This is a genomic window from Streptomyces sp. NPDC091292, assembly GCF_044757265.1.
Classification (GTDB): domain Bacteria; phylum Actinomycetota; class Actinomycetes; order Streptomycetales; family Streptomycetaceae; genus Streptomyces.
Genome location: NZ_JBIVUQ010000001.1, coordinates 814,397 through 840,914 on the forward strand (window position 1 = coordinate 814,397; position 26,518 = coordinate 840,914).

The 26,518-nt window shown below is 68.9% G+C and carries 24 protein-coding genes and 1 tRNA gene; 14 read left to right on the top strand and 11 right to left on the bottom strand.

Features of this window, described 5'->3' with window-relative positions; all coding sequences use genetic code 11:
* Nucleotides 1–30: 30 nt before the first annotated feature.
* Entirely contained in the window at nt 31–1,647 is a 1,617-nt protein-coding gene (locus ACIQNU_RS03795) for an MFS transporter (RefSeq protein WP_401360534.1), read from the top strand.
* A gap of 247 nt (nt 1,648–1,894) precedes the next feature.
* A complete protein-coding gene (locus tag ACIQNU_RS03800) occupies nt 1,895–2,290 on the top strand; it encodes a peptidase inhibitor family I36 protein (RefSeq protein WP_401360536.1) in 396 nt (131 codons plus the stop codon).
* A gap of 183 nt (nt 2,291–2,473) precedes the next feature.
* On the opposite strand, the gene aceE is transcribed toward ACIQNU_RS03800, so the two are convergent.
* Nucleotides 2,474–5,206: a pyruvate dehydrogenase (acetyl-transferring), homodimeric type gene (aceE, locus tag ACIQNU_RS03805; protein WP_401360538.1), complete on the bottom strand. Its 2,733-nt coding sequence runs from the start codon at nt 5,204–5,206 to the stop codon at nt 2,474–2,476.
* Between the two features lie 745 nt (nt 5,207–5,951).
* Here aceE and ACIQNU_RS03810 point away from each other — a divergent pair.
* The 6 genes from ACIQNU_RS03810 to ACIQNU_RS03835 all read left to right on the top strand — a co-directional run bounded on the left by ACIQNU_RS03810 (nt 5,952) and on the right by ACIQNU_RS03835 (nt 10,821).
* On the top strand, nt 5,952–6,389 hold the full coding sequence (locus ACIQNU_RS03810; protein WP_401360540.1) for a DUF3052 domain-containing protein: 438 nt from the start codon (nt 5,952–5,954) through the stop codon (nt 6,387–6,389).
* Between the two features lie 273 nt (nt 6,390–6,662).
* On the top strand, nt 6,663–7,121 hold the full coding sequence (locus ACIQNU_RS03815; RefSeq protein ID WP_401360542.1) for a peroxiredoxin: 459 nt from the start codon (nt 6,663–6,665) through the stop codon (nt 7,119–7,121).
* A 114-nt stretch (nt 7,122–7,235) separates the two neighbouring features.
* Nucleotides 7,236–7,811 (top strand): TerD family protein, encoded by a 576-nt coding sequence (locus ACIQNU_RS03820; protein WP_401360543.1) that lies wholly within the window; start codon nt 7,236–7,238, stop codon nt 7,809–7,811.
* 155 nt (nt 7,812–7,966) lie between these two features.
* Nucleotides 7,967–8,542, top strand: coding sequence for a TerD family protein (locus ACIQNU_RS03825; RefSeq protein ID WP_401360545.1), 576 nt, complete (start codon nt 7,967–7,969; stop codon nt 8,540–8,542).
* A 163-nt stretch (nt 8,543–8,705) separates the two neighbouring features.
* Nucleotides 8,706–9,854 (top strand): DUF475 domain-containing protein, encoded by a 1,149-nt coding sequence (locus tag ACIQNU_RS03830; RefSeq protein WP_401360547.1) that lies wholly within the window; start codon nt 8,706–8,708, stop codon nt 9,852–9,854.
* A 229-nt stretch (nt 9,855–10,083) separates the two neighbouring features.
* The gene (locus ACIQNU_RS03835) at nt 10,084–10,821 is read left to right on the top strand and encodes a Tellurium resistance (protein WP_401360549.1); all 738 of its coding nucleotides are present in this window, start codon (nt 10,084–10,086) and stop codon (nt 10,819–10,821) included.
* A gap of 74 nt (nt 10,822–10,895) precedes the next feature.
* On the opposite strand, the gene ACIQNU_RS03840 is transcribed toward ACIQNU_RS03835, so the two are convergent.
* The gene (locus ACIQNU_RS03840; RefSeq protein ID WP_401360551.1) at nt 10,896–11,762 is read right to left on the bottom strand and encodes a TerD family protein; all 867 of its coding nucleotides are present in this window, start codon (nt 11,760–11,762) and stop codon (nt 10,896–10,898) included.
* A 198-nt stretch (nt 11,763–11,960) separates the two neighbouring features.
* Between ACIQNU_RS03840 and ACIQNU_RS03845 the strand changes: the two genes are divergently transcribed.
* The 3 genes from ACIQNU_RS03845 to ACIQNU_RS03855 are packed head-to-tail and all read left to right on the top strand — an operon-like array spanning nt 11,961 to nt 16,618.
* Entirely contained in the window at nt 11,961–13,127 is a 1,167-nt protein-coding gene (locus ACIQNU_RS03845; protein ID WP_401360553.1) for an HpcH/HpaI aldolase/citrate lyase family protein, read from the top strand.
* Nucleotides 13,128–15,764: a phosphoribosyltransferase gene (locus ACIQNU_RS03850; RefSeq protein ID WP_401360555.1), complete on the top strand. Its 2,637-nt coding sequence runs from the start codon at nt 13,128–13,130 to the stop codon at nt 15,762–15,764.
* A gap of 50 nt (nt 15,765–15,814) precedes the next feature.
* Nucleotides 15,815–16,618, top strand: coding sequence for an HAD family hydrolase (locus ACIQNU_RS03855; RefSeq protein ID WP_401362432.1), 804 nt, complete (start codon nt 15,815–15,817; stop codon nt 16,616–16,618).
* On the opposite strand, the gene ACIQNU_RS03860 is transcribed toward ACIQNU_RS03855, so the two are convergent.
* Nucleotides 16,575–17,213: a DedA family protein gene (locus ACIQNU_RS03860; RefSeq protein WP_401360557.1), complete on the bottom strand. Its 639-nt coding sequence runs from the start codon at nt 17,211–17,213 to the stop codon at nt 16,575–16,577. The genes ACIQNU_RS03855 and ACIQNU_RS03860 overlap by 44 nt on opposite strands.
* Nucleotides 17,214–17,346: 133 nt before the next feature.
* On the opposite strand from ACIQNU_RS03860, the gene ACIQNU_RS03865 reads away from it, so the two are divergent.
* Together ACIQNU_RS03865 and ACIQNU_RS03870 are read left to right on the top strand one after the other, a co-directional pair.
* A complete protein-coding gene (locus tag ACIQNU_RS03865; RefSeq protein WP_401360559.1) occupies nt 17,347–18,486 on the top strand; it encodes a sensor histidine kinase in 1,140 nt (379 codons plus the stop codon).
* Nucleotides 18,477–19,121 carry a response regulator gene (locus ACIQNU_RS03870; RefSeq protein ID WP_401360561.1) on the top strand — a complete coding sequence of 215 codons (645 nt, stop codon included), beginning with the start codon at nt 18,477–18,479 and terminating at the stop codon, nt 19,119–19,121. The genes ACIQNU_RS03865 and ACIQNU_RS03870 overlap by 10 nt, the downstream gene beginning before the upstream one ends.
* Nucleotides 19,122–19,143: 22 nt before the next feature.
* Here the strand turns inward: ACIQNU_RS03870 and ACIQNU_RS03875 are convergent, their stop codons facing one another.
* The 5 genes from ACIQNU_RS03875 to ACIQNU_RS03895 all read right to left on the bottom strand — a co-directional run bounded on the left by ACIQNU_RS03875 (nt 19,144) and on the right by ACIQNU_RS03895 (nt 23,597).
* Complete coding sequence (locus ACIQNU_RS03875) at nt 19,144–19,359, bottom strand: zinc ribbon domain-containing protein (protein WP_401360563.1); 216 nt, start codon at nt 19,357–19,359, stop codon at nt 19,144–19,146.
* A gap of 54 nt (nt 19,360–19,413) precedes the next feature.
* The gene (locus ACIQNU_RS03880; protein ID WP_401360565.1) at nt 19,414–20,421 is read right to left on the bottom strand and encodes a sugar kinase; all 1,008 of its coding nucleotides are present in this window, start codon (nt 20,419–20,421) and stop codon (nt 19,414–19,416) included.
* Nucleotides 20,418–21,038 (bottom strand): bifunctional 4-hydroxy-2-oxoglutarate aldolase/2-dehydro-3-deoxy-phosphogluconate aldolase, encoded by a 621-nt coding sequence (locus ACIQNU_RS03885; protein WP_401360567.1) that lies wholly within the window; start codon nt 21,036–21,038, stop codon nt 20,418–20,420. Before ACIQNU_RS03885 ends, ACIQNU_RS03880 begins: the two co-directional genes overlap by 4 nt.
* Before the next feature lie 124 nt (nt 21,039–21,162).
* On the bottom strand, nt 21,163–22,689 hold the full coding sequence (locus ACIQNU_RS03890) for a hypothetical protein (protein ID WP_401360569.1): 1,527 nt from the start codon (nt 22,687–22,689) through the stop codon (nt 21,163–21,165).
* Between the two features lie 74 nt (nt 22,690–22,763).
* A complete protein-coding gene (locus ACIQNU_RS03895) occupies nt 22,764–23,597 on the bottom strand; it encodes a DUF4097 family beta strand repeat-containing protein (RefSeq protein ID WP_401360571.1) in 834 nt (277 codons plus the stop codon).
* A 260-nt stretch (nt 23,598–23,857) separates the two neighbouring features.
* On the opposite strand from ACIQNU_RS03895, the gene ACIQNU_RS03900 reads away from it, so the two are divergent.
* A tRNA-Val gene (locus ACIQNU_RS03900) sits at nt 23,858–23,929 on the top strand.
* 97 nt (nt 23,930–24,026) lie between these two features.
* Here the strand turns inward: ACIQNU_RS03900 and ACIQNU_RS03905 are convergent.
* From ACIQNU_RS03905 to ACIQNU_RS03915, 3 genes are all read right to left on the bottom strand, one after another.
* A complete protein-coding gene (locus ACIQNU_RS03905) occupies nt 24,027–25,370 on the bottom strand; it encodes a hypothetical protein (protein WP_401360573.1) in 1,344 nt (447 codons plus the stop codon).
* Nucleotides 25,371–25,395: 25 nt separating this feature from the next.
* Entirely contained in the window at nt 25,396–25,797 is a 402-nt protein-coding gene (locus ACIQNU_RS03910; RefSeq protein ID WP_401360575.1) for a hypothetical protein, read from the bottom strand.
* 96 nt (nt 25,798–25,893) lie between these two features.
* Nucleotides 25,894–26,433, bottom strand: a complete 540-nt coding sequence (locus ACIQNU_RS03915) for a helix-turn-helix domain-containing protein (RefSeq protein ID WP_401360577.1) — start codon at nt 26,431–26,433, stop codon at nt 25,894–25,896.
* Nucleotides 26,434–26,518 lie beyond the last annotated feature (85 nt).

The window sequence follows — 26,518 nt, forward strand, 5'->3', positions numbered from 1 at the left end:
CTGTCAGAGGCTGTCACTAGCCTCGAATGTATGACTAGTCAGACCACCGTCGACAAGACGGGTCCGGCGGACGAGGCGCCGGCCGCGCCCGCCCCGGCCCCCACCAAGGGGCTGCGCGGCCACCCTTGGCTGACGCTCTTCTCCGTCGCGATCGGCGTGATGATGGTCGCCCTCGACGGCACCATCGTGGCCATCGCCAACCCGGCCATCCAGAAAGACCTCAGCGCGACATTCGCCGACGTCCAGTGGATCACCAACGGCTACTTCCTCGCGCTCGCCGTCGCCCTGATCACGGCCGGCAAGCTCGGTGACCGCTTCGGCCACCGCCAGACCTTCCTCATCGGCATCGTCGGCTTCGCCGCCGCATCGGGTGCCATCGGACTGTCCGACAGCATCGCCCTGGTCATCGTCTTCCGCGTGCTCCAGGGTCTGTTCGGCGCGCTCCTCATGCCGGCCGCCCTCGGCCTGCTGCGGGCCACCTTCCCCGCCGAGAAGCTCAACATGGCCATCGGCATCTGGGGCATGGTCATCGGTGCCTCCACGGCGGGCGGTCCCATCCTGGGCGGTCTGCTGGTCCAGCACGTCAGCTGGCAGTCCGTCTTCTTCATCAACGTGCCGGTCGGCGTCATCGCTCTTGTCCTCGGTTTCGTCATCCTCAAGGACCACCGCGCCGAGAACGCCCCGAGGTCCTTCGACATCCTCGGTATCGCCCTGCTGTCGGCGGCGATGTTCTGCCTGGTCTGGGCGATCATCAAGGCCCCCGAATGGGGCTGGGGCGACGGCTGGACGTGGAGCTTCATCGGCATCTCGGTGCTGTGCTTCGCGTTCTTCGCCTTCTGGGAGACGAAGGTCCGCGAACCGCTCATCCCGCTGGGCCTGTTCCGCTCGGTGCCGCTGTCCGCCGGTGTCGTCCTGATGGTGCTGATGGCCATCGCCTTCATGGGCGGGCTCTTCTTCGTCACCTTCTACCTTCAGCGCGTCCACGGCATGAGCCCGGTCGAAGCCGGTGTCCATCTGCTGCCGCTGACCGGCATGATGATCGTCGGCTCCCCGCTCGCGGGCGTGCTGATCACCAAACTCGGCCCGCGCGTCCCTCTGGCCGGCGGCATGGCTGTCACCGCCCTCGCGATGTACGGCATGTCGACCCTGGAGGCCGGGACCGGCAGCTTCACCATGTCGGTCTGGTTCGCCCTCCTGGGCCTCGGCCTCGCGCCCGTCATGGTCGGCGCCACCGAGGTCATCGTCGGCAACGCCCCGATGGAGCTGTCCGGTGTCGCCGGCGGTCTCCAGCAGGCCGCCATGCAGATCGGCGGCAGCCTCGGCACCGCCGTGCTCGGTGCCGTCATGGCCTCGAAGGTGGACAACGACCTCGCGGGCAACTGGGCGGACGCCAAGCTCCCGCCGCTCACCCCGGAAGAACTCGCCCAGGCATCCGAGGCCGTCCGGGTCGGTGCGGCACCCGTACCGCCGGGCACCCCTGCCGGAATCGCCGAAAAGATCACAGGGGTCGCGCACGACACGTTCATCTCCGGCATGAGCCTCGCCTGCCTGGTCGCCGCCACTGTCGCCGCCGTCGCCATCCTCGTCGCCCTGCTCACCAAGCGCGGTGCCAACGCGGAGGCGGGGGCGGGCGCGGCACACATCTAGACCGTGGCGCATATCTGGACCGCAGTGCACATCTGGAGCACGACGCACATCTGGACCGCGGCGGACACCTGAACCCGGCGCGCACAACCCGCGTTCCATTACCGCACGCAGCTCCGCGAAACCCCATCGGGCCGACCCGATGGGGTTTTCGCCTATCCGGGTGGCATGTGCCCGGAGCCCTTCCGTCCGCCCTGCGCACCGGGCCACAGTGCCAACAAGTGATCAGTACGACGCGGAGGTTGAACCCATGCGCACCACACTTCCCATGACCGTCGCCGCCACCCTGGCCGCGATCGTCATCGGCCCCGCACCCGCCGGAGCCGTCAGTCCGACCCACGCCGGAGCCGCGGCACCGCCGACACTCGGCGTCTGCGGTCCGGGCGAGTTGTGCCTCTGGACGAAGCCGGACTTCAAGGGGGCCCGACACACGTACGAGCTGGCCGGAGTCGATATCGACAGCTGTGTCGCGCTGCCGGAGGGGGGCAGCGCGCAGGCTCTCGCCAATCGGCTCGGCCGGCCCGTGACGACCTATCAGTCCGTGGAGTGCGCCGAGACCGGGGAGTTCGAGACCTACCCGGGCAAGGGCACCTGGACCCCGCAATCCCCGTACCGGGTACGGGCCTTCAAGATCTGGGAGCGCTGACGACGAACTGAGGGGGGCGGGGGTGGGGGCGGGGTGGGAGGGGGGGAGGGGGACCCCCCCAACACCACACGAGGGGTGGCAGGCCAGCACCCGCCACCCCTCGTCCGTACCGCCGACCGGACAGGTGCCCGCGCGGGCACCGACCCACCCGGACACCTGCGGACACCCACCCGCCGCAAACCCCTACGCGTCGCCCCCCGCGGCGCCCGGGTCCGCCGCCGTCACGTCCAGCAACTGGTAGCGGTCGATGGCCTGCTTGAGGGCGGAGCGGTCGATCTTGCCCTCCTTGGCCAGCTCGGTCAGGACAGCGAGCACGATGGACTGGGCGTCGATGTGGAAGAAGCGCCGTGCCGCTCCCCGCGTGTCCGCGAAACCGAAACCATCGGCGCCGAGCGACTGATACGTGCCCGGCACCCAGCGCGCGATCTGATCGGGAACCGACCGCATCCAGTCCGAGACGGCCACGAACGGACCCTCGGAGCCGGAGAGCTTCCGCGTCACATACGGGACGCGCTGCTCCTCCTCCGGGTGCAGCAGATTGTGCCGCTCCACCTCGACGGCCTCGCGGCGCAGCTCGTTCCACGAGGTCGCCGACCAGACGTCCGCCTTGACGTTCCACTCGTCGGCGAGGATCCGCTGCGCCTCGACCGCCCACGGCACCGCCACACCGGACGCGAGGATCTGCGCGGGAATGGCGCCCCGCTCGCCCGACTTCAGCCGGTGGACACCCTTCAGGATGCCTTCCACGTCGACGTCCGCCGGCTCCGCCGGGTGCTGGATGGGCTCGTTGTAGACGGTGAGGTAATAGAAGACATCCTCGCTGTCGGGTCCGTACATCCGGCGCAGACCATCCCGCACGATGTGCGCGATCTCGTAGCCGTAGGCAGGGTCGTACGCCACACAACCCGGGTTGGTCGACGCCAGCAGATGTGAGTGGCCGTCCGCGTGCTGAAGACCCTCACCGGTCAGCGTCGTGCGGCCGGCGGTCGCGCCCAGGACGAAACCGCGCGCCAACTGGTCGGCCATCTGCCAGAACTGATCGCCGGTCCGCTGGAAACCGAACATCGAGTAGAAGACGTACACCGGGATCAGCGGCTCGCCATGCGTCGCGTACGCCGAACCCGCGGCGATCAGCGACGCCGTGCAGCCCGCTTCGGAGATGCCGTCGTGCAGCATCTGCCCGGTCGGTGACTCCTTGTAGGCGAGCAGCAGTTCACGGTCCACGGACTCGTACTGCTGGCCGAGCGGGTTGTAGATCTTCGCGCTCGGGAAGAAAGAGTCCATGCCGAAGGTGCGGTACTCGTCGGGCGCGATCAGGACGAAGCGCCTGCCGATCTCCTTGTCCCGCATGAGGTCCTTGAGTAGTCGCACAAACGCCATGGTGGTGGCGATCGACTGGTTCCCGGAGCCCTTCTTCACACTCGCGTACGTCTTCTCGTCGGGCAGGGCCAGCGGCTTCGACCGGACGACACGCGTCGGCACATACCCGCCGAGCGACGTGCGCCGGTCGTGCATGTACTGGATCTCCTCCGAGTCGCGGCCCGGGTGGTAGTACGGCGGCAGACCGCTTTCGAGCTGCTGGTCCGTGATCGGGAGGTGCAGGCGGTCGCGGAAGCCCTTGAGGTCGCTGACGGTCAGCTTCTTCATCTGATGGGTCGCGTTGCGGCCCTCGAAGTTCGGACCGAGCGTCCAGCCCTTGACGGTCTGCGCCAGGATCACCGTCGGCTGGCCCTTGTGCGCCTTGGCCGCCGAGAACGCCGCGAAGATCTTCTTGTGGTCGTGCCCGCCGCGCCCCAGATGCAGGATCTGGTCGTCGGTCATGCCGTCGACCATCGCGCGCAGCCGGTGGTCGTCCCCGAAGAAGTGCTCCCGGATGTACGCGCCGGTCTCCGTCGCGTACGTCTGGAACTGACCGTCCGGGGTCGTGTTCAGCCGGTTGACCAGGATGCCGTCGCGGTCCTGCGCCAGCAGTGGGTCCCAGGAGCGGTCCCAGACCAGCTTGATGACGTTCCAGCCCGCGCCACGGAACTGGGACTCCAACTCCTGAATGATCTTGCCGTTGCCCCGCACAGGGCCGTCGAGCCGCTGCAGGTTGCAGTTGACCACGAAGGTCAGGTTGTCCAGGCCCTCGCGCGCCGCGATGGACAGCTGGCCGAGCGACTCCGGCTCGTCCATTTCGCCGTCGCCCAGGAAGGCCCACACGTGCGACGCGGACGTGTCGGCGATCTCGCGCGCCTGCATGTAACGGTTCATCCGCGCCTGGAAGATCGCGCCCAGCGGGCCGAGGCCCATGGAGACCGTCGGGAACTCCCAGAAGTCCGGCATCAGCCGGGGATGCGGATAGCTGGACAGACCGTAGGGAGCCTTCGACTTCTCCTGGCGGAACGCGTCGAGCTGCTGCTCGGAGAGGCGGTCGAGGAGGAACGCGCGCGCGTAGATGCCCGGTGAGGCGTGCCCCTGGAAGAAGATCTGGTCGCCCCCCTTGCCGTCGTCCTTGCCTCGGAAGAAGTGGTTGAAACCCACGTCGTACAGCGAGGCGGAGGACGCGAACGTCGCGATGTGCCCGCCGACACCGATACCGGGGCGCTGCGCGCGCGAGACCATCACCGCGGCGTTCCAGCGGGTCGCGTTGAGGATCTTGCGCTCGATCTCCTCGTTGCCGGGGAAGAACGGCTCGTCCTTGGTGGCGATGGTGTTGACGTAGTCCGTGCTGCGCATCTCGGGCACGGCCACGCGCTTCTCGCGGGCCCGCTCGATGAGCCGGAGCATCAGATACCGGGCCCGCTCGCGACCTCGCTCGTCAATGGCGGCGTCGAGCGAGTCGAGCCATTCCTGAGTCTCTTCGGGATCGAAGTCCGGGACCTGGCTGGGAAGGCCGCCAATGATGATCGGGTTGCGATCGGATCCGGAAGCCACGCTGTTCCTTCACTGTCCGGGGGCACTGTCTGGCAGTGCCTGGGGGCGCTGTACGGGGCGTGCACCTGCTGGCATGCACCGGTCCCCATCGTCTACCTCGGGGAGGGAAACGTCATCCGTACCCAGAGGTAACCGAGACGTTCGTCCCGCAGGCTGGGGCGGCTGCGGCCAAACCGCAACGATACGCCCATCCCGTGAACCGGATTCGTGAGGTCGCCGGTGAGACCGCGGCCGTATGTGCGAGGGCTCGGCCGGGGATGCGTGCCCTGTGCGTGAGGGCACGGTCGGGGACGGGCGCCGTGAGGGTGCAGCCGTGCGCGTGCGGCATGCCCAAGGGTTGCCCAAGGGTGTGGCCGTACGCGTGCGGCCGGGTGACCGTCGGTGTTCGGCCACGGCCGCACAGGGGGTGGCGCAACGGCAACCCGCTGTGTTCGGCCACGGCAACCCCGTACGGTTCGCTCCCGAAGCCCCGTATCGTCAGTCCCGACACCCCGTACCGCGAGCCGGTCTCAGGCCGACCGGGCACCATGAAACGGGCGAATGGGGCAGACTGGCGTGGTGTGTGTCACTGAATGCCGTGATTTCGTGCGTGGAGTTGCGGTGAGAGCGCCGGGAACGTCACCGTTTCGGCGGTCTCGACGGCCGGGTACTTGCGCGATCCGCCCCGCCCGTGTGGACTACGGCCAAGCTTCGCGCATGGGTGAGGCCAGAACACATCTTCCGAAACACGATCAGGAGGCAAACGGTGAGCGCGACCGCGGACCACGCGGAGGAGCGGACGAACCCTGCCGCGAGGCTGGGGTTCCAGCCCAGGCAGGTGGTCCAGGAGATCGGCTACGACGACGACGTCGATCAGGAACTCCGCGAGGCCATTGAAGAGATCATCGGCAGCGAACTCGTCGACGAGGACTACGACGATGTCGCAGACGCGGTGATGCTGTGGTTCCGCGAGGACGACGGCGATCTGACGGACGCGCTGGTCGACGCCATCGCGCTGATCGACGAAGGGTCCCCGGTCTGGCTGATGACGCCCAAGACCGGCCGCGACGGCTACGTCGAACCGAGCGACATCAATGAGGCCGCGCAGACAGCGGGCCTGTCCCAGACCAAGAGCATCAGTGCGGGCAAGGACTGGAGCGGCAGCCGCCTGGTCACGCCGAAAGCGGCGGCCAAGAAGCGCTGAGCAGCAGCCCACCGCCCGAGCAGAATCCCGAGGCCCCCGCCGACTCCCTGTCGGCGGGGGCCTCGTGCTCGTGCCCCTCCCGCGCGCCTGTCCGTGCTGCCACGCGCGTCTCCCGCGTGCTCCCGCGCGCGTGGAGGGGCATTCCGCGTCCCGGCGGCGCACGGGCCGGCCCCGGGAGTGCTCCCGCGCGCGTGGGCCCTCACGCGGGGCATGTCGGTGGGGCTGCGTAGGGTGGTCATCACCTGAACAGACCCCTGGAAGGGAAGCGTGACCATGGCGATCGAGGTCGGCACCAAGGCCCCGGACTTCGAGCTGAAGAACCAGCACGGCGAGACCGTGCGGCTCTCCGACTTCCGAGGCGAGAAGAGTGTCGTGCTGCTCTTCTACCCGTTCGCGTTCACGGGTGTCTGCACGGGCGAGCTGTGCGCCCTGCGCGACGAGCTGCCGAAGTTCGTGAACGACGACGTGCAACTGCTCGCCGTCTCCAACGACTCCCCGTTCACGCTGCGGGTCTTCGCCGAGCAGGAGGGCTTCGAGTACCCCCTGCTGTCCGACTTCTGGCCGCACGGCGACGCCTCGCGCGCGTACGGCGTGTTCGACGAGGACAAGGGCTGCGCGGTCCGCGGCACCTTCGTCATCGACAAGGAGGGCGTCGTCCGCTGGACCGTCGTGAACGGTCTGCCGGACGCGCGTGACCTGAACGACTACGTCAAGGCGCTCGACTCCCTGTGATTCTTCGGGGTCAACCACTGCGGACCCCGGGAACCCGTCACTAGGATCCAGACGTTGATCCGATGCCAACGCACGACGGGGGCTCCCCGCCCCTAGACACCATTGGGAGGACTCGTGGGAGTCAGCCTCAGCAAGGGCGGCAACGTATCGCTGACCAAGGAGGCACCTGGCCTGACCGCGGTCACGATCGGTCTCGGGTGGGACGTCCGTACCACCACCGGTACCGACTTCGACCTTGACGCCAGCGCCATCCTGACGAACACGGAGGGCAAGGTCACCAGTGACCAGAACTTCGTCTTCTTCAACAACCTGAAGAGCCCGGACGGCTCGGTCGAGCACACCGGCGACAACATCACCGGTGAGGGCGAGGGCGACGACGAGCAGATCAAGGTCAGTCTCGTCGGTGTCCCCGCCGAGGTCGACAAGATCGTCTTCCCGGTCTCGATCTACGACGCCGAGAACCGCCAGCAGTCCTTCGGCCAGGTGCGCAACGCGTTCATCCGCGTCGTGAACCAGGCCAACGAGCAGGAGATCGCGCGGTACGACCTCTCCGAGGACGCGTCGACGGAGACCGCCATGGTCTTCGGCGAGCTGTACCGCAATGGCGCGGAGTGGAAGTTCCGCGCCATCGGCCAGGGGTATGCCTCGGGTCTGCGCGGTATCGCGCAGGACTTCGGGGTCAACGTCTGATCCGGTCGTACGACCCCGTCCGGCGCCGCACCCACCGAGTGCGGCGCCGGACGCGCTGGACCACCGCCCCCGGCCGGGGGTCCGGAGGCTGCGGCAGTGCCGCTGGTTTCGTAGCCCCCGGGACGACGCAGTATCACCTCGGGGAGGACACGATCATGGGCGTCACGCTTGCCAAGGGAGGCAATGTCTCCCTCTCCAAGGCCGCACCGAACCTCACTCAGGTGTTGGTCGGGCTCGGCTGGGACGCGCGCTCCACCACCGGAGCCGACTTCGACCTGGACGCCAGTGCCCTGCTGTGCAACTCCGGCCGGGTCATGGGCGACGAATGGTTCGTCTTCTACAACAACCTCAAGAGCCCCGACGGCTCCGTCGAGCACACCGGCGACAATCTGACCGGCGAGGGCGACGGCGACGACGAGTCGATCCTGGTCGACCTCTCGAAGGTGCCCGTCGGCTGCGACAAGATCGTGTTCCCGGTCTCCATTCATGAGGCGGACAACCGCGGACAGACGTTCGGCCAGGTCAGCAATGCGTTCATTCGCGTCGTCAACCAGGCCGACGGTCAGGAACTCGCCCGCTACGACCTTTCCGAGGACGCGTCGACGGAGACCGCGATGATCTTCGGCGAGCTGTATCGGTACGGGGGTGAGTGGAAGTTCCGTGCGGTGGGGCAGGGGTACGCTTCGGGGCTCCGCGGCATCGCTCTAGACTTCGGGGTCAATGTTTCCTAAAGGACTCTCCCCGGGTTCCCCAAACGGCTACCTGGTCCTGATCAGGTCGGCCGGGGGTTCCGGGGCCCGCGGTCACCGCCGCAGGAGTCGTCGGCCCCGGGAAGACGCAGAGTAAGGCCGGGTACGGCGCGGGGGAGACCCGTACACAACAATGGGGTAGCCAGTGATTCTGAAAACCTTCGGCTGGTCGTTCGCGGTCACCGCGCTCGGCCTGGTCGCAGCGGTGTTCTACGGGGGGTGGACGGCGTTCGGGATTGTGGCGATCCTGTCCATCCTTGAGATCTCGCTGTCCTTCGACAACGCGGTGGTCAACGCCGGAATCCTGAAGAAGATGAGTGCCTTCTGGCAGAAGATCTTCCTCACGATCGGTATCTTGATCGCCGTCTTCGGTATGCGGCTGGTCTTCCCCGTCGTCATCGTCGCCGTCACCGCCAAACTGAACCCGATCGACGCGGTCAATCTCGCCCTGACCGACAAGGACCGGTATCAGGAGCTGGTGACCGACGCCCACCCGGCGATCGCCGCCTTCGGTGGCATGTTCCTGCTCATGATCTTCCTCGACTTCATCTTCGAGGACCGGGACATCCAGTGGCTGCGCTGGATCGAGCGGCCCCTGGCCAAGCTCGGCAAGGTCGACATGCTGTCGGTCTGCATCGCCCTGATCGTGCTCATGATCTCCGCGATGACGTTCGCGGCCAACGCGCACCAGCACGGCGGGACACATGTCGACAAGGCCGAGACGGTCCTCATCGCGGGTATCGCGGGTCTCATCACCTATCTGATCGTCGGCGGGCTCTCCGGATACTTCGAAGGCAAACTCGAAGAGGACGAGGAGCGAGAACACGAGGCCGAGGAGGAGGCCAAGCGGACGGGCAAGAAGCAATCCGCGGTCGTCCTCGCCGGCAAGGCCGCGTTCTTCATGTTCCTCTACCTCGAAGTCCTCGACGCGTCCTTCTCCTTCGACGGTGTCATCGGCGCCTTCGCCGTCACCAACGACATCGTGCTCATGGCGCTCGGCCTCGGTATCGGCGCCATGTACGTGCGGTCGCTCACGGTCTATCTGGTCCGCCAGGGCACCCTCGACGACTACGTCTACCTGGAGCACGGCGCGCACTACGCGATCGGCGCCCTCGCCGTGATCCTCCTGGTGACCATCCAGTACGAGATCCATGAGGTCATCACCGGTCTTGTCGGCGTCGTCCTCATCGCCTGGTCGTTCTGGTCGTCGGTGCGACGCAACAAGGCGCTCGCGGCGGCCGAGGGAAAAGCTGAATCCTCGGGCGAGAAGGCGGAAGTCTCGTCCGGAGTCTGATCCCGAGGCCCGGCCCGGGGTCGATCACTGGGCTTGATGACGGCGCTTGATCACGGCGCCTGATCACGACGCTTGATACGGGGGCGGCGTCCGTGGTCGACCGTGACCGGTTCCGGAGTGTGACCGGGGCCGGAGTGAGGAACGCTCTGAGCGGGGCGGCCAGGAGGCACCGGGCCTCATGGCCGCCCCGCGGCATTCATGAGGAAACACCTGGGTATTGGGGGGCGGCATGTCCTTCTGGGACGGTCTGTTTCGCGGACGGTCGGCGGACTTCGAATCGGGGAGTGCGGCGTCCAACTCCATCGAACTCACCAAACGGCATCCGACGGTCTCGCTCACCAAACAGGGCGCGGCCACCGGCAATCTCCGCATCAACCTGTCCTGGCGGATGCGTACCACCGACATAGGCGGGGGCGAACGCGGCAGCTTCCTGCAGAACCCGTTCAAGATGTTCAAGCCCGATGTGGTGCAGGCACACACCCAGAGCATGGTCAATGTGGACCTCGACCTGGGGTGCATGTATGAGCTGACGGACGGCACCAAGGGCGTGGTGCAGCCGCTCGGCAGCTTCTTCGGCGAACTCAACGCCCCGCCGTACGTCAAGCTCAGTGGCGACGACCGCTTCGGCTCCGGCTCGGGCGAGACGATCTACGTCAACCTCGATCACCGCGAGTCGATCAAGCGCCTGCTCGTCTTCGTCTACATCTACGACCAGACGCCGGCCTTCGACCGCACCCACGCGAATGTGACCCTCTACCCGAGCAACGGGCCGAGGATCGAGATCGGCCTCGACGAACGCGCCCCGCAGGCCCGCTCCTGCGCGGTGATCACCATCGAGAACGTCAAGGACGAGTTCATCGTCCACCGCGAAGTGAAGTTCGTGTACGGCTTCCAGTCCGAACTCGACCGTCTCTACGGCTGGGGCCTCCAGTGGGGCCGCGGCTACAAGTCCAAGACCGGCCGCTGACCGCTGCCGGCGCACCCTTCAGCGCACCAGCCGCACCAGTCGCACTAGCCAGCGCGCCGGTCAGCGCGGCAGGATCAGCGGGGCAGGAACTGGGGGCCCTGCGGCGGCAGCCTGAAGTTCGGATCGAGCTGGGCGGGCTGCGCGGCGATCGGCTGCGGATATCCGTAGGCCGGCTGGGTGCCCGGGGGGACGGGCTGCGTCAGGGCGGGCTGCGGGTAGCCGTACGCGGGCTGGGGCGCGGGCTGCGTCGCGGGCGCCGGAGGATAGCCGTACGCGGGCTGCGCGGCCGGTTCCTGCGGGGCCGGCTGCCGTGGGCCCGGCTGCTGCGCCGGGACGGGCTGCTGCTGGGGCGGCAGGGGGAACGAGGTGTTCGGTACGGGGGCCGGGGCCGCGGACTCCGACTCGTCCACGGAGATGCCGAAGTCCGTCGCCAGACCGACCAGGCCGTTCGAATACCCCTCACCCAGGGCGCGGAACTTCCAGCCCTCCCCGCGCCGGTACAGCTCCCCGCAGATCAGCGCGGTCTCCTCGCCCGTCTCCGGCTTGATGTCGAAGTACGCCAGCGGCTCGCTGTCCGGCGTGGTCACGTCGTACAGCAGGATCCGCAGGGCGTGGACCCGGTCGAACGGGAGGCCGTCCGCCGACGCGACCAGCAGCACGCGCCCCACTTCGGGGGTCATCCCCGCCAGATCCGTCTGGATCGTGTCGGTCAGGCCCTCGGACACCCGCTTCTTGCCGAGCCGCCAGACCTTCCCGGAGGGGTGACGGGGCTGGTTGTAGAAGACGAAGTCCTCGTCGGACCGCACACGACCGTCGGTGCCGAGGAGCAGCGCGGAGGCGTCGACGTCCGGGACGCCCTGCCCCGGAACCCAGCGCAGCACGGCACGGACCGCCGTCGCTTCGAGCGGGACGTTCGACCCCTTCAGCATCGCGTGCGTCATGCGGCCATCCTGCCTTCCCGGTGCGTGCCAGGACAATGCGGGGGCCTATGGCGCAGCAGGGCCGTCGGGCCTGAGTATTCATGGGAGACATGACCGGGTTACTTGAATTTCACGCTGGTTGGGAACCCTTGACATGCATCCCTACGTACTATTACCGGCCACATTCGTCGGGCCACACCGGCAAAACGGGGGAGACTCATGCGACATTTCGGGCAAATAGCCCCAGAGGAGCGGCAGCGCCTCTTTCACCGGGAGCCGTGCGACTTCACCGCGGACTCTCCGGCTCGCATGCTCTCCGTCGCCCTTGGCGCCACCCTGTACAGCCCCGCCACCCGGCCCCGGCTCGCCGACGACGTCACCAAGCTGGCCGCCCGGGGAGTGATCTCCATGGTGCTCTGCCTGGAGGACTCCATAGACGACGGCGAGGTGGCGGGCGCCGAGGAGAACCTGGTCCGGCAGTTCACCGAACTGGCAGAGCGGCCCGCCACGGAACTCCCCCTTCTCTTCATCCGGGTCCGCACCGCCGAACAGATACCCGACCTCGTGGCACGGCTCGGCGGAGCCGTCCGCCTGCTGTCCGGCTTCGTTCTGCCGAAGTTCACCGAGGAGCGGGGCGTCCCCTTCCTCGAAGCCCTCACGCTCGCGGAGTCCGCGAGCGGGCGCCGGCTCTTCGCGATGCCCGTCCTGGAGTCCCCCGAGCTGCTGTATCTGGAGACCCGCGCGGAGACCCTGTCCGGTATCGCCCGCACCGTCGACAAGTACCGCGACCGCGTCCTCGCGCTCCGGCTCGGCGTCACCGACTTCTGCTCCGCCTACGGGCTGCGCAGGCCTCCCGACATGACCGCCTACGACGTGCAGATCGTGGCCTCCGTGATCGCCGACGTGGTGAACCTCCTCGGCCGCGCCGACGGCACCGGCTTCACCGTGACCGGTCCCGTGTGGGAGTACTTCCGGCACCAGGAGCGCATGTTCAAGCCTCAGCTGCGCCGCAGTCCCTTCCTCGAAGGACGGGCCGAGGAACTCCGCCAGGCCCTCATCGAGCACGACATGGACGGCCTGCTCCGCGAGATCGAACTCGATCGCGCCAACGGCCTCCTCGGCAAGACCTGCATCCACCCCTCCCACGTCCTGCCCGTGCACGCGTTGTCCGTGGTCAGCCACGAGGAGTACAGCGATGCCCAGGACATCCTGCGGCCGGAGAAGGGCGGCGGAGGCGTCATGCGTTCCGCCTATACGAACAAGATGAACGAGGTGAAGCCCCATCGCGCCTGGGCCGAGCGCACCCTCCAGCGCGCCGAGGTCTTCGGTGTCGCGGGGGAAGACATCGGCTTCGTGGAACTGCTCACCGCCGGCCTCGTCGACTGAATGCAAGGAACTGTGAACAACGTGGTGTGGACCGGAACGTGGGTCGCCGAGCGGCTCGGGGTCGAACTCGTGGGCGACGACGGCACGGGTGCCGGTGGTGTTGCCGGTGCCGGTGGCCGTGTCGGCGCCGGTACCGATACAGGTGCTCCGTCCCAGAGGACCGGGCAGCTCAAGGAACTCCTCGGCCTTGCCCTGCGCCGCAACCCGAAGCGCGCCCATCTGCTCGTGTCGAACGTGCTCGGCAAGCACGTCCCCCAGTCGCCCGCCGTCGTCTACCGGCACGGACACGACCTCGGTCTCCGGGTCCGCGACCTCCTCGGCGCCGAGCAGGCGCGCCGGGCCGTCGTCCTCGGCTACGCGGAGACTGCCACCGGCCTCGGCCACTCCGTCGCCGACGGCATCGGGCTCGCCCCCTACCTCCACTCGACCCGTCGCCCTGTCGACGGCGTCCCCCGAGCGGGCGGCTTCGAGGAGGCCCACTCCCACGCCACCTCCCATCTGCTGCTGCCCGAGGACCCGGCGCTGCTCGCCGGGGACGGCCCGCTGGTCCTCGTGGACGACGAGTTCTCCACCGGCAACACCGTCCTCAACACCATCCGCGACCTCCACGCCGACTACCCGCGCGACCGGTACGTCATCGTCGCCCTCGTCGACATGCGTTCGGCCCAGGACCAGGGGCGGCTGTACGAGTTCGCGCGGGAGATCGGCGCCCGTGTGGACCTGGTGGCCTCGGCGTCCGGGACCGTACGGCTCCCCGACGGGGTCCTGGAGAAGGGCCAGGCACTTGTGGCCCGGCAGGAGGCTTCCGTACGCGTGGCCGACGCACCGCAGGCTTCCGTCCCGCGGCAGACGGCGCCCGGCGACCCTGCACCGGCCGAATCCTTGCCGACCGTCCCCGGGCAGCGGCGGCCGACCGTCACCAGGGTCGAGCTGGACTGGCCGACCGGCATACCCGACGGCGGCCGGCACGGCTTCACGCCCAGGCACCGCACCGTCCTGGAAGCGGCCCTGCCCCGGATGACCGCGCGACTCACCGACGCCCTGGGCCCCGTCCTGGGCGCCGACCGGGCATCTCCCGCACGCGTCCACGTCCTCGGTTTCGAAGAGCTGATGTACGCCCCGCTCAGGCTCGGCGTCGCCCTGGAGGAGCGCGCCGGCGCCGAGGTGTCCTACTCGACCACGACCCGGTCGCCCGTTCTCGCCGTGGACGACCCCGGTTACGCGATACGCAGCCGCCTCGTCTTCCCCGCCCACGACAACCCCGGCGACGGACCCGGCGAGCGCTACGCCTACAACATCGCCGGCGCCGGATTCGACGCCGTCGTCGCCGTGGTCGACTCGGTCGCCGACACCCCCGCACTGCACGCCCCCGACGGCCTGCTGGCCCAGCTCGCCGCCCACACCGGGCACGTGGTGCTGGCCGTCGTCCCTTCGTACGTCCCGGCACCCGGGTCGCACGCCCCCGAAAGGCGCCCCATGCTGCCCGAGCCCCTCCGCGGCCCCGCCTTCTCCTCGTACCCGCCCGAAGACGTCGGCTGGCTCCTCCAGGACCTCTCCGACGTGCAGTTGGAGGCGCCCACGGAGGAACGCGAGGAAGCGATACAGGCCGGCGGCGCCCACTACGCCGAGTCGCTGCCCGTCGAGTACCAGCCCAGCCCCCAGTACCAGGAACTCTTCCACTCCGCCCTCGGGACCTCCGCCGCACGCATCGCCCAGGCCGTCGGCACCGTCACCGACATCGTCCTCGCCGAACGCTCGCCGCGCCCGGTGCTGGTCTCGCTCGCCCGAGCGGGCACACCCGTGGGCGTTCTGATGCGGCGCTGGGCCCAGCAGCGGCACGGACTCGACCTGCCGCACTACGCCGTCTCCATCGTGCGCGGACGCGGCATCGACGCCAACGCCCTCCGCTGGCTCGCCGCCCACCACGACCCGGCCGACGTCGTCTTCGTGGACGGCTGGACCGGCAAGGGCGCCATCACCCGCGAACTCGCCCAGGCCCTCAAGGAGTTCCAGGACGCCGAAGGGATCACCGGCTTCCACCCGGAGATCGCCGTACTCGCCGACCCCGGCTCCTGCGTCCGCACCTACGGCACCCGCGACGACTACCTCATCCCCTCCGCCTGCCTCAACTCGACCGTCTCCGGACTCATTTCGCGCACCGTCCTGCGCGCCGACCTCGTCGGCCCCGACGACTTCCACGGCGCGAAGTTCTACCGCGAACTCGCCGGCGCCGACGTCTCGGTCGACTTCCTCGACCGGATCACGGCCCACTTCGACCAGGTCGGCGACGCCGTGGACGCCCAGGTCAAGGAGGCGCTGTCCGCCGACCGCGCGCCCACCTGGGAGGGCTGGGCCGCCGTGGAACGGATCAGCGAGGAGTACGGCATTCATGATGTGAACCTCGTCAAGCCGGGGGTCGGTGAGACGACCCGTGTCCTGTTGCGCCGTGTCCCCTGGAAGATCCTCGCCCGCACCGGCGCGGGCGCCGATCTCGCCCATGTGCGGCTGCTGGCCGACCAACGCGGCGTGCCCGTCGAAGAGATCGACGACCTTCCCTACACCTGCGTCGGCCTGATCCATCCGCGGTTCACCCGCGGCGCGACCGGCGCCGACGGCAAGGCGGTGACGGGACAGTGACCACCCGGCCCGATCGCCCGGCCGACGCTGCCGCCCAGGGCACCACCCTCATCGCCAGCGACCTCGACCGCACCCTGATCTACTCGACCCCGGCACTCGCCCTGCGTATGCCCGACGCCGAGGCACCCCGACTGCTCTGCGTCGAGGTGTACGACAACAAGCCGCTGTCCTATATGACGGAAACCGCTGCCGCACTGCTCGAAGACCTGGCCGCCACCACGTTCTTCGTCCCCACCACCACCCGCACCCGCGAGCAGTACCACCGCATCCATCTCCCGGGACCCCCACCACAGTTCGCGATCTGCGCCAACGGCGGGCACCTTCTGGTCGACGGAGTCTCCGACGAGGACTGGCAGCGCCGCGTCAGGGCCAGGCTGGCCGACGAATGCGCCCCACTCGCCGAGATCCGCGCCCACCTCCAGCGCACCGCCGACCCCGCGTGGCTGCTGAAGGAACGCGTCGCCGAGGACTTCTTCGCCTACCTCGTAGTCGAGCGCCCCCTGCTCCCCGAAGGCTGGGTCAAGGAACTCGCCGCGTGGGCCGAGGGACGCGGCTGGACCGTGTCCTTGCAGGGCCGCAAGATCTACGTCGTACCCAAGCCGCTGACCAAGAGCGCCGCCATGCGGGAAGTCGTCCGGCGCACCGGCGACACCCTCACCCTCGCCGCCGGTGACTCCCTCCTCGACGCCGATCTGCTCCTCGCCGCCGACCGGGCATGGCGCCCCGGCCACGGCGAGCTGGCGGACGAGGGCTGGCAGGCCCCGCACCTCACCGCCCTCGCGGAGACCGGAGTCATGGCCGGTGAGGAGATCACGAGGAACTTCGCCCTCGCCGCTGCCCGGAACCGGGCCTGAACAGCCGGAGACCCACGAACACGAGCACGGCAACGAACGCCAGCGCCAGCACGACCTTCGAGTACGCCGAGACATAGCCCGTCACCTCGGACCAGTTCTCACCCAGGGCATATCCGGCGCCGACGAACACCGTGTTCCATATCGCGCTGCCCAGCGTCGTCAGCGCCAGAAAGAGGGGAAGCGGCATCCGCTCGATGCCCGCGGGCACCGATATCAGGCTGCGGAAGAGGGGGATCATCCGCCCGAAGAACACGGCCTTGGTGCCATGACGGCCGAACCACGCCTCCGTTCTTTCTATGTCCGTCACCTTCACCAACGGAAGCCTGGCCGCTATCGCCACCGTCCGCTCACGCCCCAGCAGCGCGCCCACTCCATAAAGCGCGAGGGCGCCCACGACGGACCCGGCCGTCGTCCACAGCAGAGCCGCTGTCAGGCTCATCCGGCCCGTACTCGAAGCGAATCCGGCCAGCGGCAGGATCACCTCGCTCGGCAGCGGAGGGAACAGATTCTCCAGTGCGATGGCCAGGCCGGCGCCGGGAGCGCCGAGCGTGTCGATCAGGCTGTTGATCCAATTCGGTGCGTTGCTTTCGATCATGCTGACAACGCTAGAAACCCGAAGCTGAAGGCGCACTGAAGCCGGCCGCAAGGTTGGGGTGGTGCGCACCGCAGTCAAGAAGTGCGGTTTTCCGCAATGTGCCCGTGCCTCGCCGCTGGATAGCGTGATCCACATGGACACAGCGGTACGCAGCGGGCTCAGGCTCGCCATCGGTCTGGTGCTCGGCGCCTGCACGGCAGTCGTCGAGCTGGCCTTCGTGCTGCTGTCCGGACTGGCCCTGTTGCCCGTGCAAGCCTGGCCGCGTGGACGGAAGGCCGTGCTGCGGCCGGTGGGGGCGGCCGGACGGTGGCTCGCGGAGAGGGAGCGGGCACGACTGGCGGCCTTCCTGGGGATACGGTGCTCGCCCGTCTATCTGGACGGGCAGGCGCTCCGCTATCTCGCGGCGCGATGGCCGCTCGGTCTGCTCGGGGCCGTGGTCCTTCTCTGTGCGGTGATCGGCTTCGGATATGGCTCGGGGATCGTCTTCGGCTGGGTGATACAGGACGTACAGCACCCCATGGACCTCGTACTGACGAGCTTCGCCGGGTTTCTGCTGCTGTTCATGGGCGCCCAAGGAGCCGTCGGAGTCGGCACGTTGGAGCGAAAGGTGGCCCGCCGCTTCCTGGACCCCAGCGAGCAGGAGGAGTTGCGCCGCCGTATCGAGCAGCTCTTCACGAGCCGGGCCGGAGTGGTCGAGGTCGTGCACGACGAAAGGAGACGTATCGAACGGGACCTGCACGACGGTGTGCAGCAGCGGCTGGTCGCCCTCGGCATACTCCTGGGCCGTGCCCTGCGCAGCCAGGACCCTGACCACACGGACCAACTGCTGCGCCAGGCCCACCAGGAGAGCCGGCACGCGCTCACCGACCTCAGAGAGGTCGCCTGGCGGGTGTATCCGACGGCACTCGACGAGGCGGGACTGAAGACGGCGCTCGACACCGTCGTGGAGCGGTCGGCGGTGCCGGTGCTGCTGGACTACAAGATCCCGTACGAGCCGCGGGGAGCCGTGGCCGCCGTTGCCTACTTCGTGGTGTCGGAAGCCGTCACCAACACCATCAAGCACGCGGAGGCGACCACGATAGGCGTGGTGATCGAGGAGATGGGCGACACGCTGCGAGTGCGGATCGAGGACGACGGACGCGGCGGCGCGGACCGGGGCGGTGGCGGACTGATAGGGCTGGCGCGAAGAACCGCCGCGCTGGACGGGACGTTCGATGTGGTGAGCCCCCTCGGGGGACCGACCGTCATCACAGCGGAGCTGCCGTGCGCCTGATTCTCGCCGAGGACTCGACCCTGCTGAGGGAGGGCCTGGTCCGGCTGCTCGCCGAAGAGGGCCATGAGGTGCTGGCGGCCGTGGGGGATGCCGAGCGGCTGTTGGCGGCGGTCGCCGAGGAGCGGCCGGACGTGGTGATCGCCGATGTGCGGATGCCGCCGACGCACAGCGACGAGGGCCTGCGCGCGGCGCTGGAGATCCGTGAGCGCTGGCCGGGCGTGGGGGTGCTGGTGCTCTCGCAGTACGTCGAGAAGCGCTACGCCGCGGAACTGATGACCGGAGAATCGGAAGGGGTGGGATATCTGCTGAAGGACCGTGTGGTCCAGGTCGACGAGTTCCTCGACGCGTTGGAGCGGGTGGGACAGGGGCGAGCTGCGTTCGACCCGGAGGTGGTACGGCAGTTGCTCGGGGGCAGTCCGCATGCCGATCTGCTGGCCAGGCTCACCGCGCGGGAGCGGGACGTTCTGGCCGAGATGGCTCAGGGCCACACCAACGCGGCGATCGCCCAGCGACTGCACATTTCACAGAGCGGCGTGGAGAAACACATCAACGCGATCTTCGACAAGCTCGAACTGTCGGGGAGTACGGGCTATTCGCGCCGGGTGCTGGCAGTGCTGCGCTACCTCGGGACCTGACCGGGGCGGCGAGGCGCAAGGGTCAGCCGCAGCAGCCGCCCCCGCAGCAGCCGCCTCCGCCGGCGGCGGGGCGGGGTGCCGATGCGGCGGAGGTACCGCCCACGGCGACGGTCGAGAGCAGCTTGACCGTGTCGTCGTGCCCGTCGGGGCAGGCGGCAGGGTCGGAGGACTCGGCCATCGGGCGGCTGAGTTCGAAGGTGTCGCCGCAGGTACGGCAGCGGTACTCGTAGCGAGGCATGGGCACAGGTTAGCGGGAGGAGGGGTGGCAGTGGTGCGGTGAACGGAGCGTGGGCTACCTCACGACGGTGCCGGGAGGAGTTCCGAGGAGGCCGAGTTCGGCGCGGGTGGGGGCGCCTTCCCAGTCACCGGGGGAGGCCACGGCGAAGGCACCCGTGGTGACGGCACGGTCGAGGCGGCCGGCCAGGTCCTCGCCGTCGAGGAGGGCGGACAGATAGCCGGCGACGAAAGCGTCGCCCGCGCCGACCGCGTCGACCGCGCGGACGCGGCGGGCCGGGGAGTGCAGCTCGCTGTCGGCGGTGCAGGCGGTGGCGCCGTCCGCGCCGAGCTTGACCACGACCTCGCGGACCCCGAGGGCGAGGAGGGCCCTGGCGGCTCCGGAGATGTCGCCGGTGGTGTCGGTGTCACGGGACGAGGTCGGGCGGGGGAGGCAGAGGGGGAGTTCGTCGTCCGAGGCGATGAGGAGGTTGATGTAGGGCATCCAGGAGCGGAGGACGGTGGATGCCTCGTCGGAACTCCAGAGACGGGAGCGGAAGTTCACATCAAGGCTGACGAGGGAGCCGGAAGTGCGGGCGAGTTGCAGGGCGCGGAGGGAGGTGTCGCGGGCCGAGGGGCTCAGGGCGGGGGTGATACCGGTGAGGTGCAGTACGCGGGGAGGGCGAACGGCGAAGGCGGCCTCGATGGCGGCGGGGTGAAGGCGGGAGCCGGCTGAGCCCGAGCGGTAGTAGTGCACCCGGGTCACGTCGGGGAGTCGGGGCTCGAAGAGGAGGAGCCCGGTGGGGGCCTCACTGTCGCGGGTGGCACCGGAGAGGTCGACGCCTTCGGCGCGGAGAGTGCGCAGGACGAGTTCGCCTGCCTCGTCGTCGCCGACCGCGCCCGCCCAGCGGACGGGGTGGCCGAGGCGGGCGAGACCGATGGCGACGTTGGACTCGGCGCCGGCGACGGAGACGTTCAGGGAGCCGCCGAGTTTGAGGGGGCCGGTGCCGCGCAGGGCGACCATCGTCTCGCCGAACGTGAGGACATCACCGGAGAGTTCGGAGCCGGGGAACTCGGGGCGGCTCATGAGCAGACCGACCGGAACTCGGCGGCGCGCTTGCGGAGGGCGTCCAGGTCCCCGCCGTCCGCGGCATCGCCGATGAGAGGGGAGCCGACGCCGACCGCGACGGCGCCGAGAGTGAGGTAGGAGGCGGCGGCTCGGGCGTCGACTCCGCCGACGGGCACGAAGGGGAGGTGTGGGAAGGGGCCGCGGAGGGCCTTGAGATAGGAAGGGCCGCCTACGGCGGAGGCGGGGAAGATCTTCAGCGCCGTGGCCCCGGCGGCCGTGGCGGCGATGACATCGGTCGGGGTGAGCACGCCGGCGAGTACAGGCAGCCCTTGGCGTACGGCCGTGTCGACGGCGAGGCCGAGGCCGGGGGTGACGACGAGGTTCGCGCCGGCGGCGGTGGCGCGGTGGGCGTCGTCCTCGGTGAGGACGGTGCCGGCGCCGAGGCAGGCGTCGGGGCCGAGTTCGGCTCGGGCGCGTTCGATGACGCGGAGGGGGTCGGTGCCGCTGAGGGACACCTCGATGAGGGGGACGCCGGACTCGGCGAGGGTCATGACGGTACGGAAGGAGGCGTCGGCGTCCGAGCCACGGACGATGGCGACCAGGCGTTCTCTTTTGAGGGCGGTGATGAAGTCCATGGTGCTCCGTCAGGGGAGAGAGCAGGAAGGTGCGGGAGGCAGGATCCCATGTGTTCTCGTTATTTATCAATTAATCGGAGGGTGGGAGGTGCCTGGAGGCGTCAGGGAGGTACTGGCCGGTGGGTCAGGCGCCGGTGCCGCGTTCCTCGCGGATCTGGGAGACGACGTGGGCCACCGTCTGGCGGACGGCTTCGGTCTCGGTGAGGAAGTGCCAGTAGTCCGGGTGGCGTCCGTCGAGGGTGGCGACGGCGCGGTCGAGCCGGGCGACCGACTCGTCGAGGGGCCGGGCGTGGCGGGGGTCGGGTGTGTGGCGGCCGGCCATGGCGAGGCGCTGGGCGTCGCGGATGGCGAAGCGGGTGCGTTCGATCTCCTGCTGGGGGTCCTTGGACACGGCGTTCAGACGCTGGAGGCGGCTGCCGGCGGCTGAGACGTCCTCGTCGGTGGTGTTGAGCAGGGCGCGGACGGTGGACAGGAGGGAGGTGGCGTCGGGCCAGCGTTGGGCGTCGCGGGCGGTCTGGGCTTCCTTGAGCTTGAGTTCGGCCTGGCGGACGTTGTCGACGGCCTGGGACGGGACGTGCTGGAGGTCCTGCCAGCAGGCGGCGGTGAAGCGGCGGCGGAGTTCACTGAGGACCGGGTCGACCTGGCCCGCGCGGGTGGTGAGGGCCTGGGCGCGGGTGCGCAGGGAGACGAGGCGGCGGTCGATCTCGGCGGCGCGTTCGGGAAGGCGCTCTGCCTCGGCGCGTACGGCTTCGGCGTCGCGGGAGACGCGTTCGGCCCGCTGAAGGGTCTCGGGTACTCCGTGCTGGCCGGCGCCCTGGTTGAGCTTGGTGAGTTCGGGGGCCAGGGCGGCGAGGCGGGCGGCCAGGTCGTCGGCGCGGAGTCCGGCGCCGCGTACGGCGTCGAGGGCGTTGCTGGCGGCGAGGAGGGCCTGGCGGGCTCGTTCGACGGCGGGGGCGAGACGGGCGAGTTGGGTCTCGGCCTTGCCGAGGAGGGGTTCGAGCCCTTGGGCGAAGCGGTCCAGGTCCTTTTTGACCTGGCCGAGGGCGTCCTTGGCCTGGGTCAGCTCGTTGCGGGCGCGGGTGGCGGCCGAGGCCTCCAGGTCGTCGCGGTCGAGGTCGTGGGCGTCGACGGCGCCGATGTACTGCTGGCTGACCTCGTCGATGCGGTGGCCGAGCGCTTCGAAGTCGGAGACCGCGCGGCGGGCCGGGGGAGTGGCGTCGACGGCGGTGATGGTCTCTATCGAGATACGGAGGTCGCGCTGGGCGGTGTCGAGTTCGTAGAAGGCGGCAGCGGCGGCGTCCTTGGCCGCCTGGGCCTCGGCGCGCTGGCCCTCGGCCCGACCGCCGAACCAGCGCCGGGTGCCGCCCCCGGCGAAGGCGGCGGGCAGCGACGCGGCGGCGACGGCGAGCAGGGGCAGCGGGAGGAGGACGAGCGAGAGGAGGTGACGGGCGCCGGTCGTGGCGCGGCCACCGAGGGATGCGGCGTGAGTACCGGTCGGGTCAGGTCTTGGAGGGGTGGAGGGGAGGACGGCGGGGGGTGCCGGCGGCTCGGAGGCCGTGGGATCGGGTGGGGGCACGGGGCCCGGGAGGTGATGCGCGCACAGCGCTTCCGTCGTCATCGGTGTGTACGGCTGCGATGGTGTCGCCGTCACTTCCCTCTCCCGTGCTGTGGTCCGCCCTGCCCGGTGTCATTCTCCCACCGGTTAGTGACGAACACACGGGCCGGTTAGTTCGCGTTCCGTACCGTGACTTTGCCGTCGCGGGACTCGGCGGTCACCAGATGGGGGCTGCGGTTGTCGCGGGGGACGGAGACGTCGACGCCGCCGTCGTGGGATTTGGCGGTGACGTGGTAGGCGGTCGCGGAGCCGTCGGCCGGGTCGGAGCGGGGCAGGTCGACGGTGACGGAGCCGTCGTGGCTGCTGACGTCCACGCGGTTGGGGACGGTGGCCAGTTCGAGACGGATGGAGCCGTCGCGGGTGTCGGCGCTGATCTGGCGGGCGCGGATGCCGGAGGCGCGGAGGCTGCCGTCGTCGCTGTGCATCTCCAGGCGGCCGGTGGAGTCCTGGACGCGGACGGAACCGTCGTCCGTGCGGAGGGTGAGCGCGGTGGAGAAGCCGGAGGCGCGGACGGAGCCGTCGTGGTTCTTGACGTTCACCGCGACATCGCGGGGTACCTCCACGCGGTGCTTGACCGAGCAGTTCGCGAAGACGCCGGAGCAGCGCAGGCGCAGGGTGAGGCGGTCGTCCTTCATGGACCAGGTGACCTTGGGGTCCGAGCCGATCGCGACGCGGCCCTGGAACCAGCGGGTGACCTCGACCTTGTCGACGTCGGCCGGGACGAGTTCGAGCGCGGAGTTGTCCGAGTCGACGGTGAGGGTCTTGCCCTGGAGGGCGAAGGAGCGGTGGTCGGGGGATGAGTCGTCGCTCGCGTCGGCGCCGCAGCCGGAGGCGAGCAGGGCGAGTACGGCCACGCCGCCGGCGACGGCGAACACCGGCACCCGACCGGCGCGGGAACGGCTCGGGCGCTCCGACGGACGCGGACGGCGAGTATGGACGGTCATGACGATCTCCCCCTGTGACGCGCCCCCGGCGCTCTTCGGCGCTCTTCCGTGAGCGCACTACGACCGTATGAAGGGAAGGGCCGTGGTGGGATCCGGGCCGCTACCGGATCCGGGGTGGGGTTAACCCCCGGCCGATTGACCGCCCGCGCCTCGCGCCCCCCGCCCGCGCCCCGTGCGCCGTCCGTTCCCCCTCGACTCCCGTGCGCGATACGGGTTTGCGGGGTCGGGGCGCGGGCAAGGTAGGCTGTCGACTCATCCCCGGGCGCGTAGCTCAGCGGTAGAGCGCTGCCCTTACAAGGCAGATGTCGGCGGTTCGAAACCGTCCGCGCCCACCCGGTGTGACCTGCACCGGAGCCCCGCAGCAAGATCACTGCGGGGCTCCGGGTAGATCATTTAGGGGAAATTTAGGAGATCAACTTCACGTGGATCTCAATCCGAGCCCTGCTCCGCCACTCGCCGGCCACGGACCCACCGGGCCTCCAGACGGTCCAGCCTATGCTTCCGCATCTCCGGCGTGACGTGCTCGTATGTCCCCTCAATGTCCTTCGGGACCCACCCCATAGTCAAGAAGCGCAGAGCACGGTCCACCCCGTCGTCCTTCATCCACGTGTCAGCCGTATGCCGCGCCCCACGCATCGTGAAGCCGGACAGCACCGGTTTCCACGCTGCACGCGGCCTGTGCCCCCTGGCGCCGGCATAGGCGTCGCGCCCGTCAGCCGCCGGACGCAGGACACGCCCGAAGTTACCCCGCCGCCAGAAAGAACCGTCCGGCGTCGAAAACGGATACTCGTGCGGCCACGCCTCAATATGCTCCTCCAGGAGCCGCACCAGGAACGGCGGCACGTCCGCCTCACGCGCGCTGTACTTGTTCTTCGGCGGACCGACGTACAGCTTCACCACAGCCTTCGGCGCCCTGCGCCGATTCGCCTTCCAGCCCTTCTCCACGCACCTGGCGAGCCGCGCATCCTCCGCGTCCCGCCAGGCCCGGAGTTCCTCCTCGCCCAGCTCGAACTCATCCTCGTGCAGCGAGCCGACACGCGGGTCGATCCGCAGGACGTGACGCACAAACGGCTTCCCGTCGATCTTGTCCGTCCGCTTCAGCAGACAGTTGTCCTTGTGCAGCCCGGTCAGCTCACCCCACCGCAGGCCCATATAGCAGTCCGCGAGAACCATCAGACCGTGCACGCCGCCGAGCCGCTCATACAGCCGGAATGCCTCATCCGGCTGCGCCCACACCTCTTCGTCATCTTCCGCATGGTGATCCCCACCCACGAGGATCCGCCTCCCGTACAGCTTGTTCGCAACGATGTACCCGGCATCCTCCGCGCCGCTGAGGATCGTGCTCAGCAGGCTCCGTGCCTGGCTGATCGTGCTCGGGTCATGGCGCCCCTGGGGCTTCGCTGCGCGTGTCGCCCAGCCCTTCACCGTGAACACGTTGTTCACCTCGGCGAGCGGCGTGTGCTCGAAGGCCGGCAGCAGAATCTGGTCCAGCAGATGTCGGCGGCGCGTCATGGTCCCTGGACGCGGATGGTTCGCCGTCTTCCAGATCTCGACCCAGTCGCCGAATTTGGTCAGCGCCTTCGCCGGGTCGATCCAGATCCCGGCGCGGATTGCCGCTTCCTGCTGGTTTCCCCAGTCTTCGGCGAGCTTCTTGGTCGGGAATCCGGGCTGTGTGCCCTTGGTGCCGTCCGGTTTCTTGTAGCAGGCCCGCCAGGTGTATTGCTTGGTCGTCTTCCCGTTCTTGACCTTGAAGACCTTCTCCGCGTAGGCCACGGCCGTGCCCCCTCATGTCCCCTGGTCAAACCGCGTCGTGCAGCGACTTCGTGTTGTCGGGGACACGATGCCAGTGTGGGGAGCGCTCGGTCAGCTTTCGGGAGATCACGGCCGCCGCGCGCGCGGTCATGAGGTCCGCGTCGACGGTGTAAAGAATCGATTCTGCACGATCGTCAAGGTGGATTGCGCAGACCTCGGGAAGGTCGGGCTCGCGAACGATCAGAACCGGAACAATGTGACCCCGCGGCATCTCCGGGGTCCGCGGCAGCCACCTAGCGGCCTGGTCCGTCACAGCCTGGGCGAAGTACCACGCGCCGTCTTCGGTGATGTCGATGTCGTGGAACACGAAGACACAGCCGTCATCCAGGTCGACGATGTACGGCTCGAAGTACTGACCACCCTCGCGCCTCACCTGCATGCTCAACATGCTTACCCCCACTTCGAGCGGTGCCCCCCCTCGGTGGTCCCAGCATGTAAGCACACTTTGTGACGAGGCACGCCGTATGCGTGAAAAGGATCTTCTCTACGTTGCTGGCGGGGCCTTCCCGTCACCGGCCAGGCTCTGGAGATGGCGTCGGGCCTTGCGCCACTGCTTCATCATCTCCTCCAGTTCTTCTGGCGTTATGTCGGGTGAGCCCTTCAACACGACGACGACCCGGGCGTCAGACTGCTCCGGTCCGAGGTGGAGTACGGCGCTCTCCAAAGTTTCACCCTGCCGGAGTTCCAACTCGACAGCGGCCGGCAGCCCCGCTCCTGAGGGCTCTGCGGACGGCGCCTTCTGCTCGGGCGATGCGCTAGTGGTGGGCTCGCGCTCGGGCTTGCTGCCGTTGAGGACGCGGGTGATCGAGTCTTCGGTCCAGCCAACGAGGCGGGCGTACTCCCGCATCGTCCCGGTGACCCTGGTCGGCGGTTTGCCGCCGACGTGGCCTCGTTCGATGGACTGGATGGTGGTGCGGGTGACGCCGATCCGTCCGGCGACCTGGTCTTGAGAGAGGCCGATCGCCTCGCGCGCTTCCGCGAATGCGCGGCCCAGCCGTGCCCAGCGGTCTCGATCTCGGTCCATGTCTCCACATCATGCACTACTCCCATGCAACCGCGTAGCTCGGATTGAGCCTTTTGACCTGCACTTTGGCTCGCAAACAGAGCCC

Coding starts and splice junctions, on each gene's coding strand:
- ACIQNU_RS03795 (WP_401360534.1), top strand. CDS start 31: ATGACTAGTCAGACCACCGTCGACAAGACGGGTCCGGCGGACGAGGCG.
- ACIQNU_RS03800 (WP_401360536.1), top strand. CDS start 1,895: ATGCGCACCACACTTCCCATGACCGTCGCCGCCACCCTGGCCGCGATC.
- ACIQNU_RS03815 (WP_401360542.1), top strand. CDS start 6,663: ATGGCGATCGAGGTCGGCACCAAGGCCCCGGACTTCGAGCTGAAGAAC.
- ACIQNU_RS03825 (WP_401360545.1), top strand. CDS start 7,967: ATGGGCGTCACGCTTGCCAAGGGAGGCAATGTCTCCCTCTCCAAGGCC.
- ACIQNU_RS03835 (WP_401360549.1), top strand. CDS start 10,084: ATGTCCTTCTGGGACGGTCTGTTTCGCGGACGGTCGGCGGACTTCGAA.
- ACIQNU_RS03840 (WP_401360551.1), bottom strand. CDS start 11,762: ATGACGCACGCGATGCTGAAGGGGTCGAACGTCCCGCTCGAAGCGACG.
- ACIQNU_RS03845 (WP_401360553.1), top strand. CDS start 11,961: ATGCGACATTTCGGGCAAATAGCCCCAGAGGAGCGGCAGCGCCTCTTT.
- ACIQNU_RS03850 (WP_401360555.1), top strand. CDS start 13,128: ATGCAAGGAACTGTGAACAACGTGGTGTGGACCGGAACGTGGGTCGCC.
- ACIQNU_RS03860 (WP_401360557.1), bottom strand. CDS start 17,213: ATGATCGAAAGCAACGCACCGAATTGGATCAACAGCCTGATCGACACG.
- ACIQNU_RS03865 (WP_401360559.1), top strand. CDS start 17,347: ATGGACACAGCGGTACGCAGCGGGCTCAGGCTCGCCATCGGTCTGGTG.
- ACIQNU_RS03875 (WP_401360563.1), bottom strand. CDS start 19,359: ATGCCTCGCTACGAGTACCGCTGCCGTACCTGCGGCGACACCTTCGAA.
- ACIQNU_RS03880 (WP_401360565.1), bottom strand. CDS start 20,421: ATGAGCCGCCCCGAGTTCCCCGGCTCCGAACTCTCCGGTGATGTCCTC.
- ACIQNU_RS03885 (WP_401360567.1), bottom strand. CDS start 21,038: ATGGACTTCATCACCGCCCTCAAAAGAGAACGCCTGGTCGCCATCGTC.
- ACIQNU_RS03895 (WP_401360571.1), bottom strand. CDS start 23,597: ATGACCGTCCATACTCGCCGTCCGCGTCCGTCGGAGCGCCCGAGCCGT.
- ACIQNU_RS03910 (WP_401360575.1), bottom strand. CDS start 25,797: ATGTTGAGCATGCAGGTGAGGCGCGAGGGTGGTCAGTACTTCGAGCCG.
- ACIQNU_RS03915 (WP_401360577.1), bottom strand. CDS start 26,433: ATGGACCGAGATCGAGACCGCTGGGCACGGCTGGGCCGCGCATTCGCG.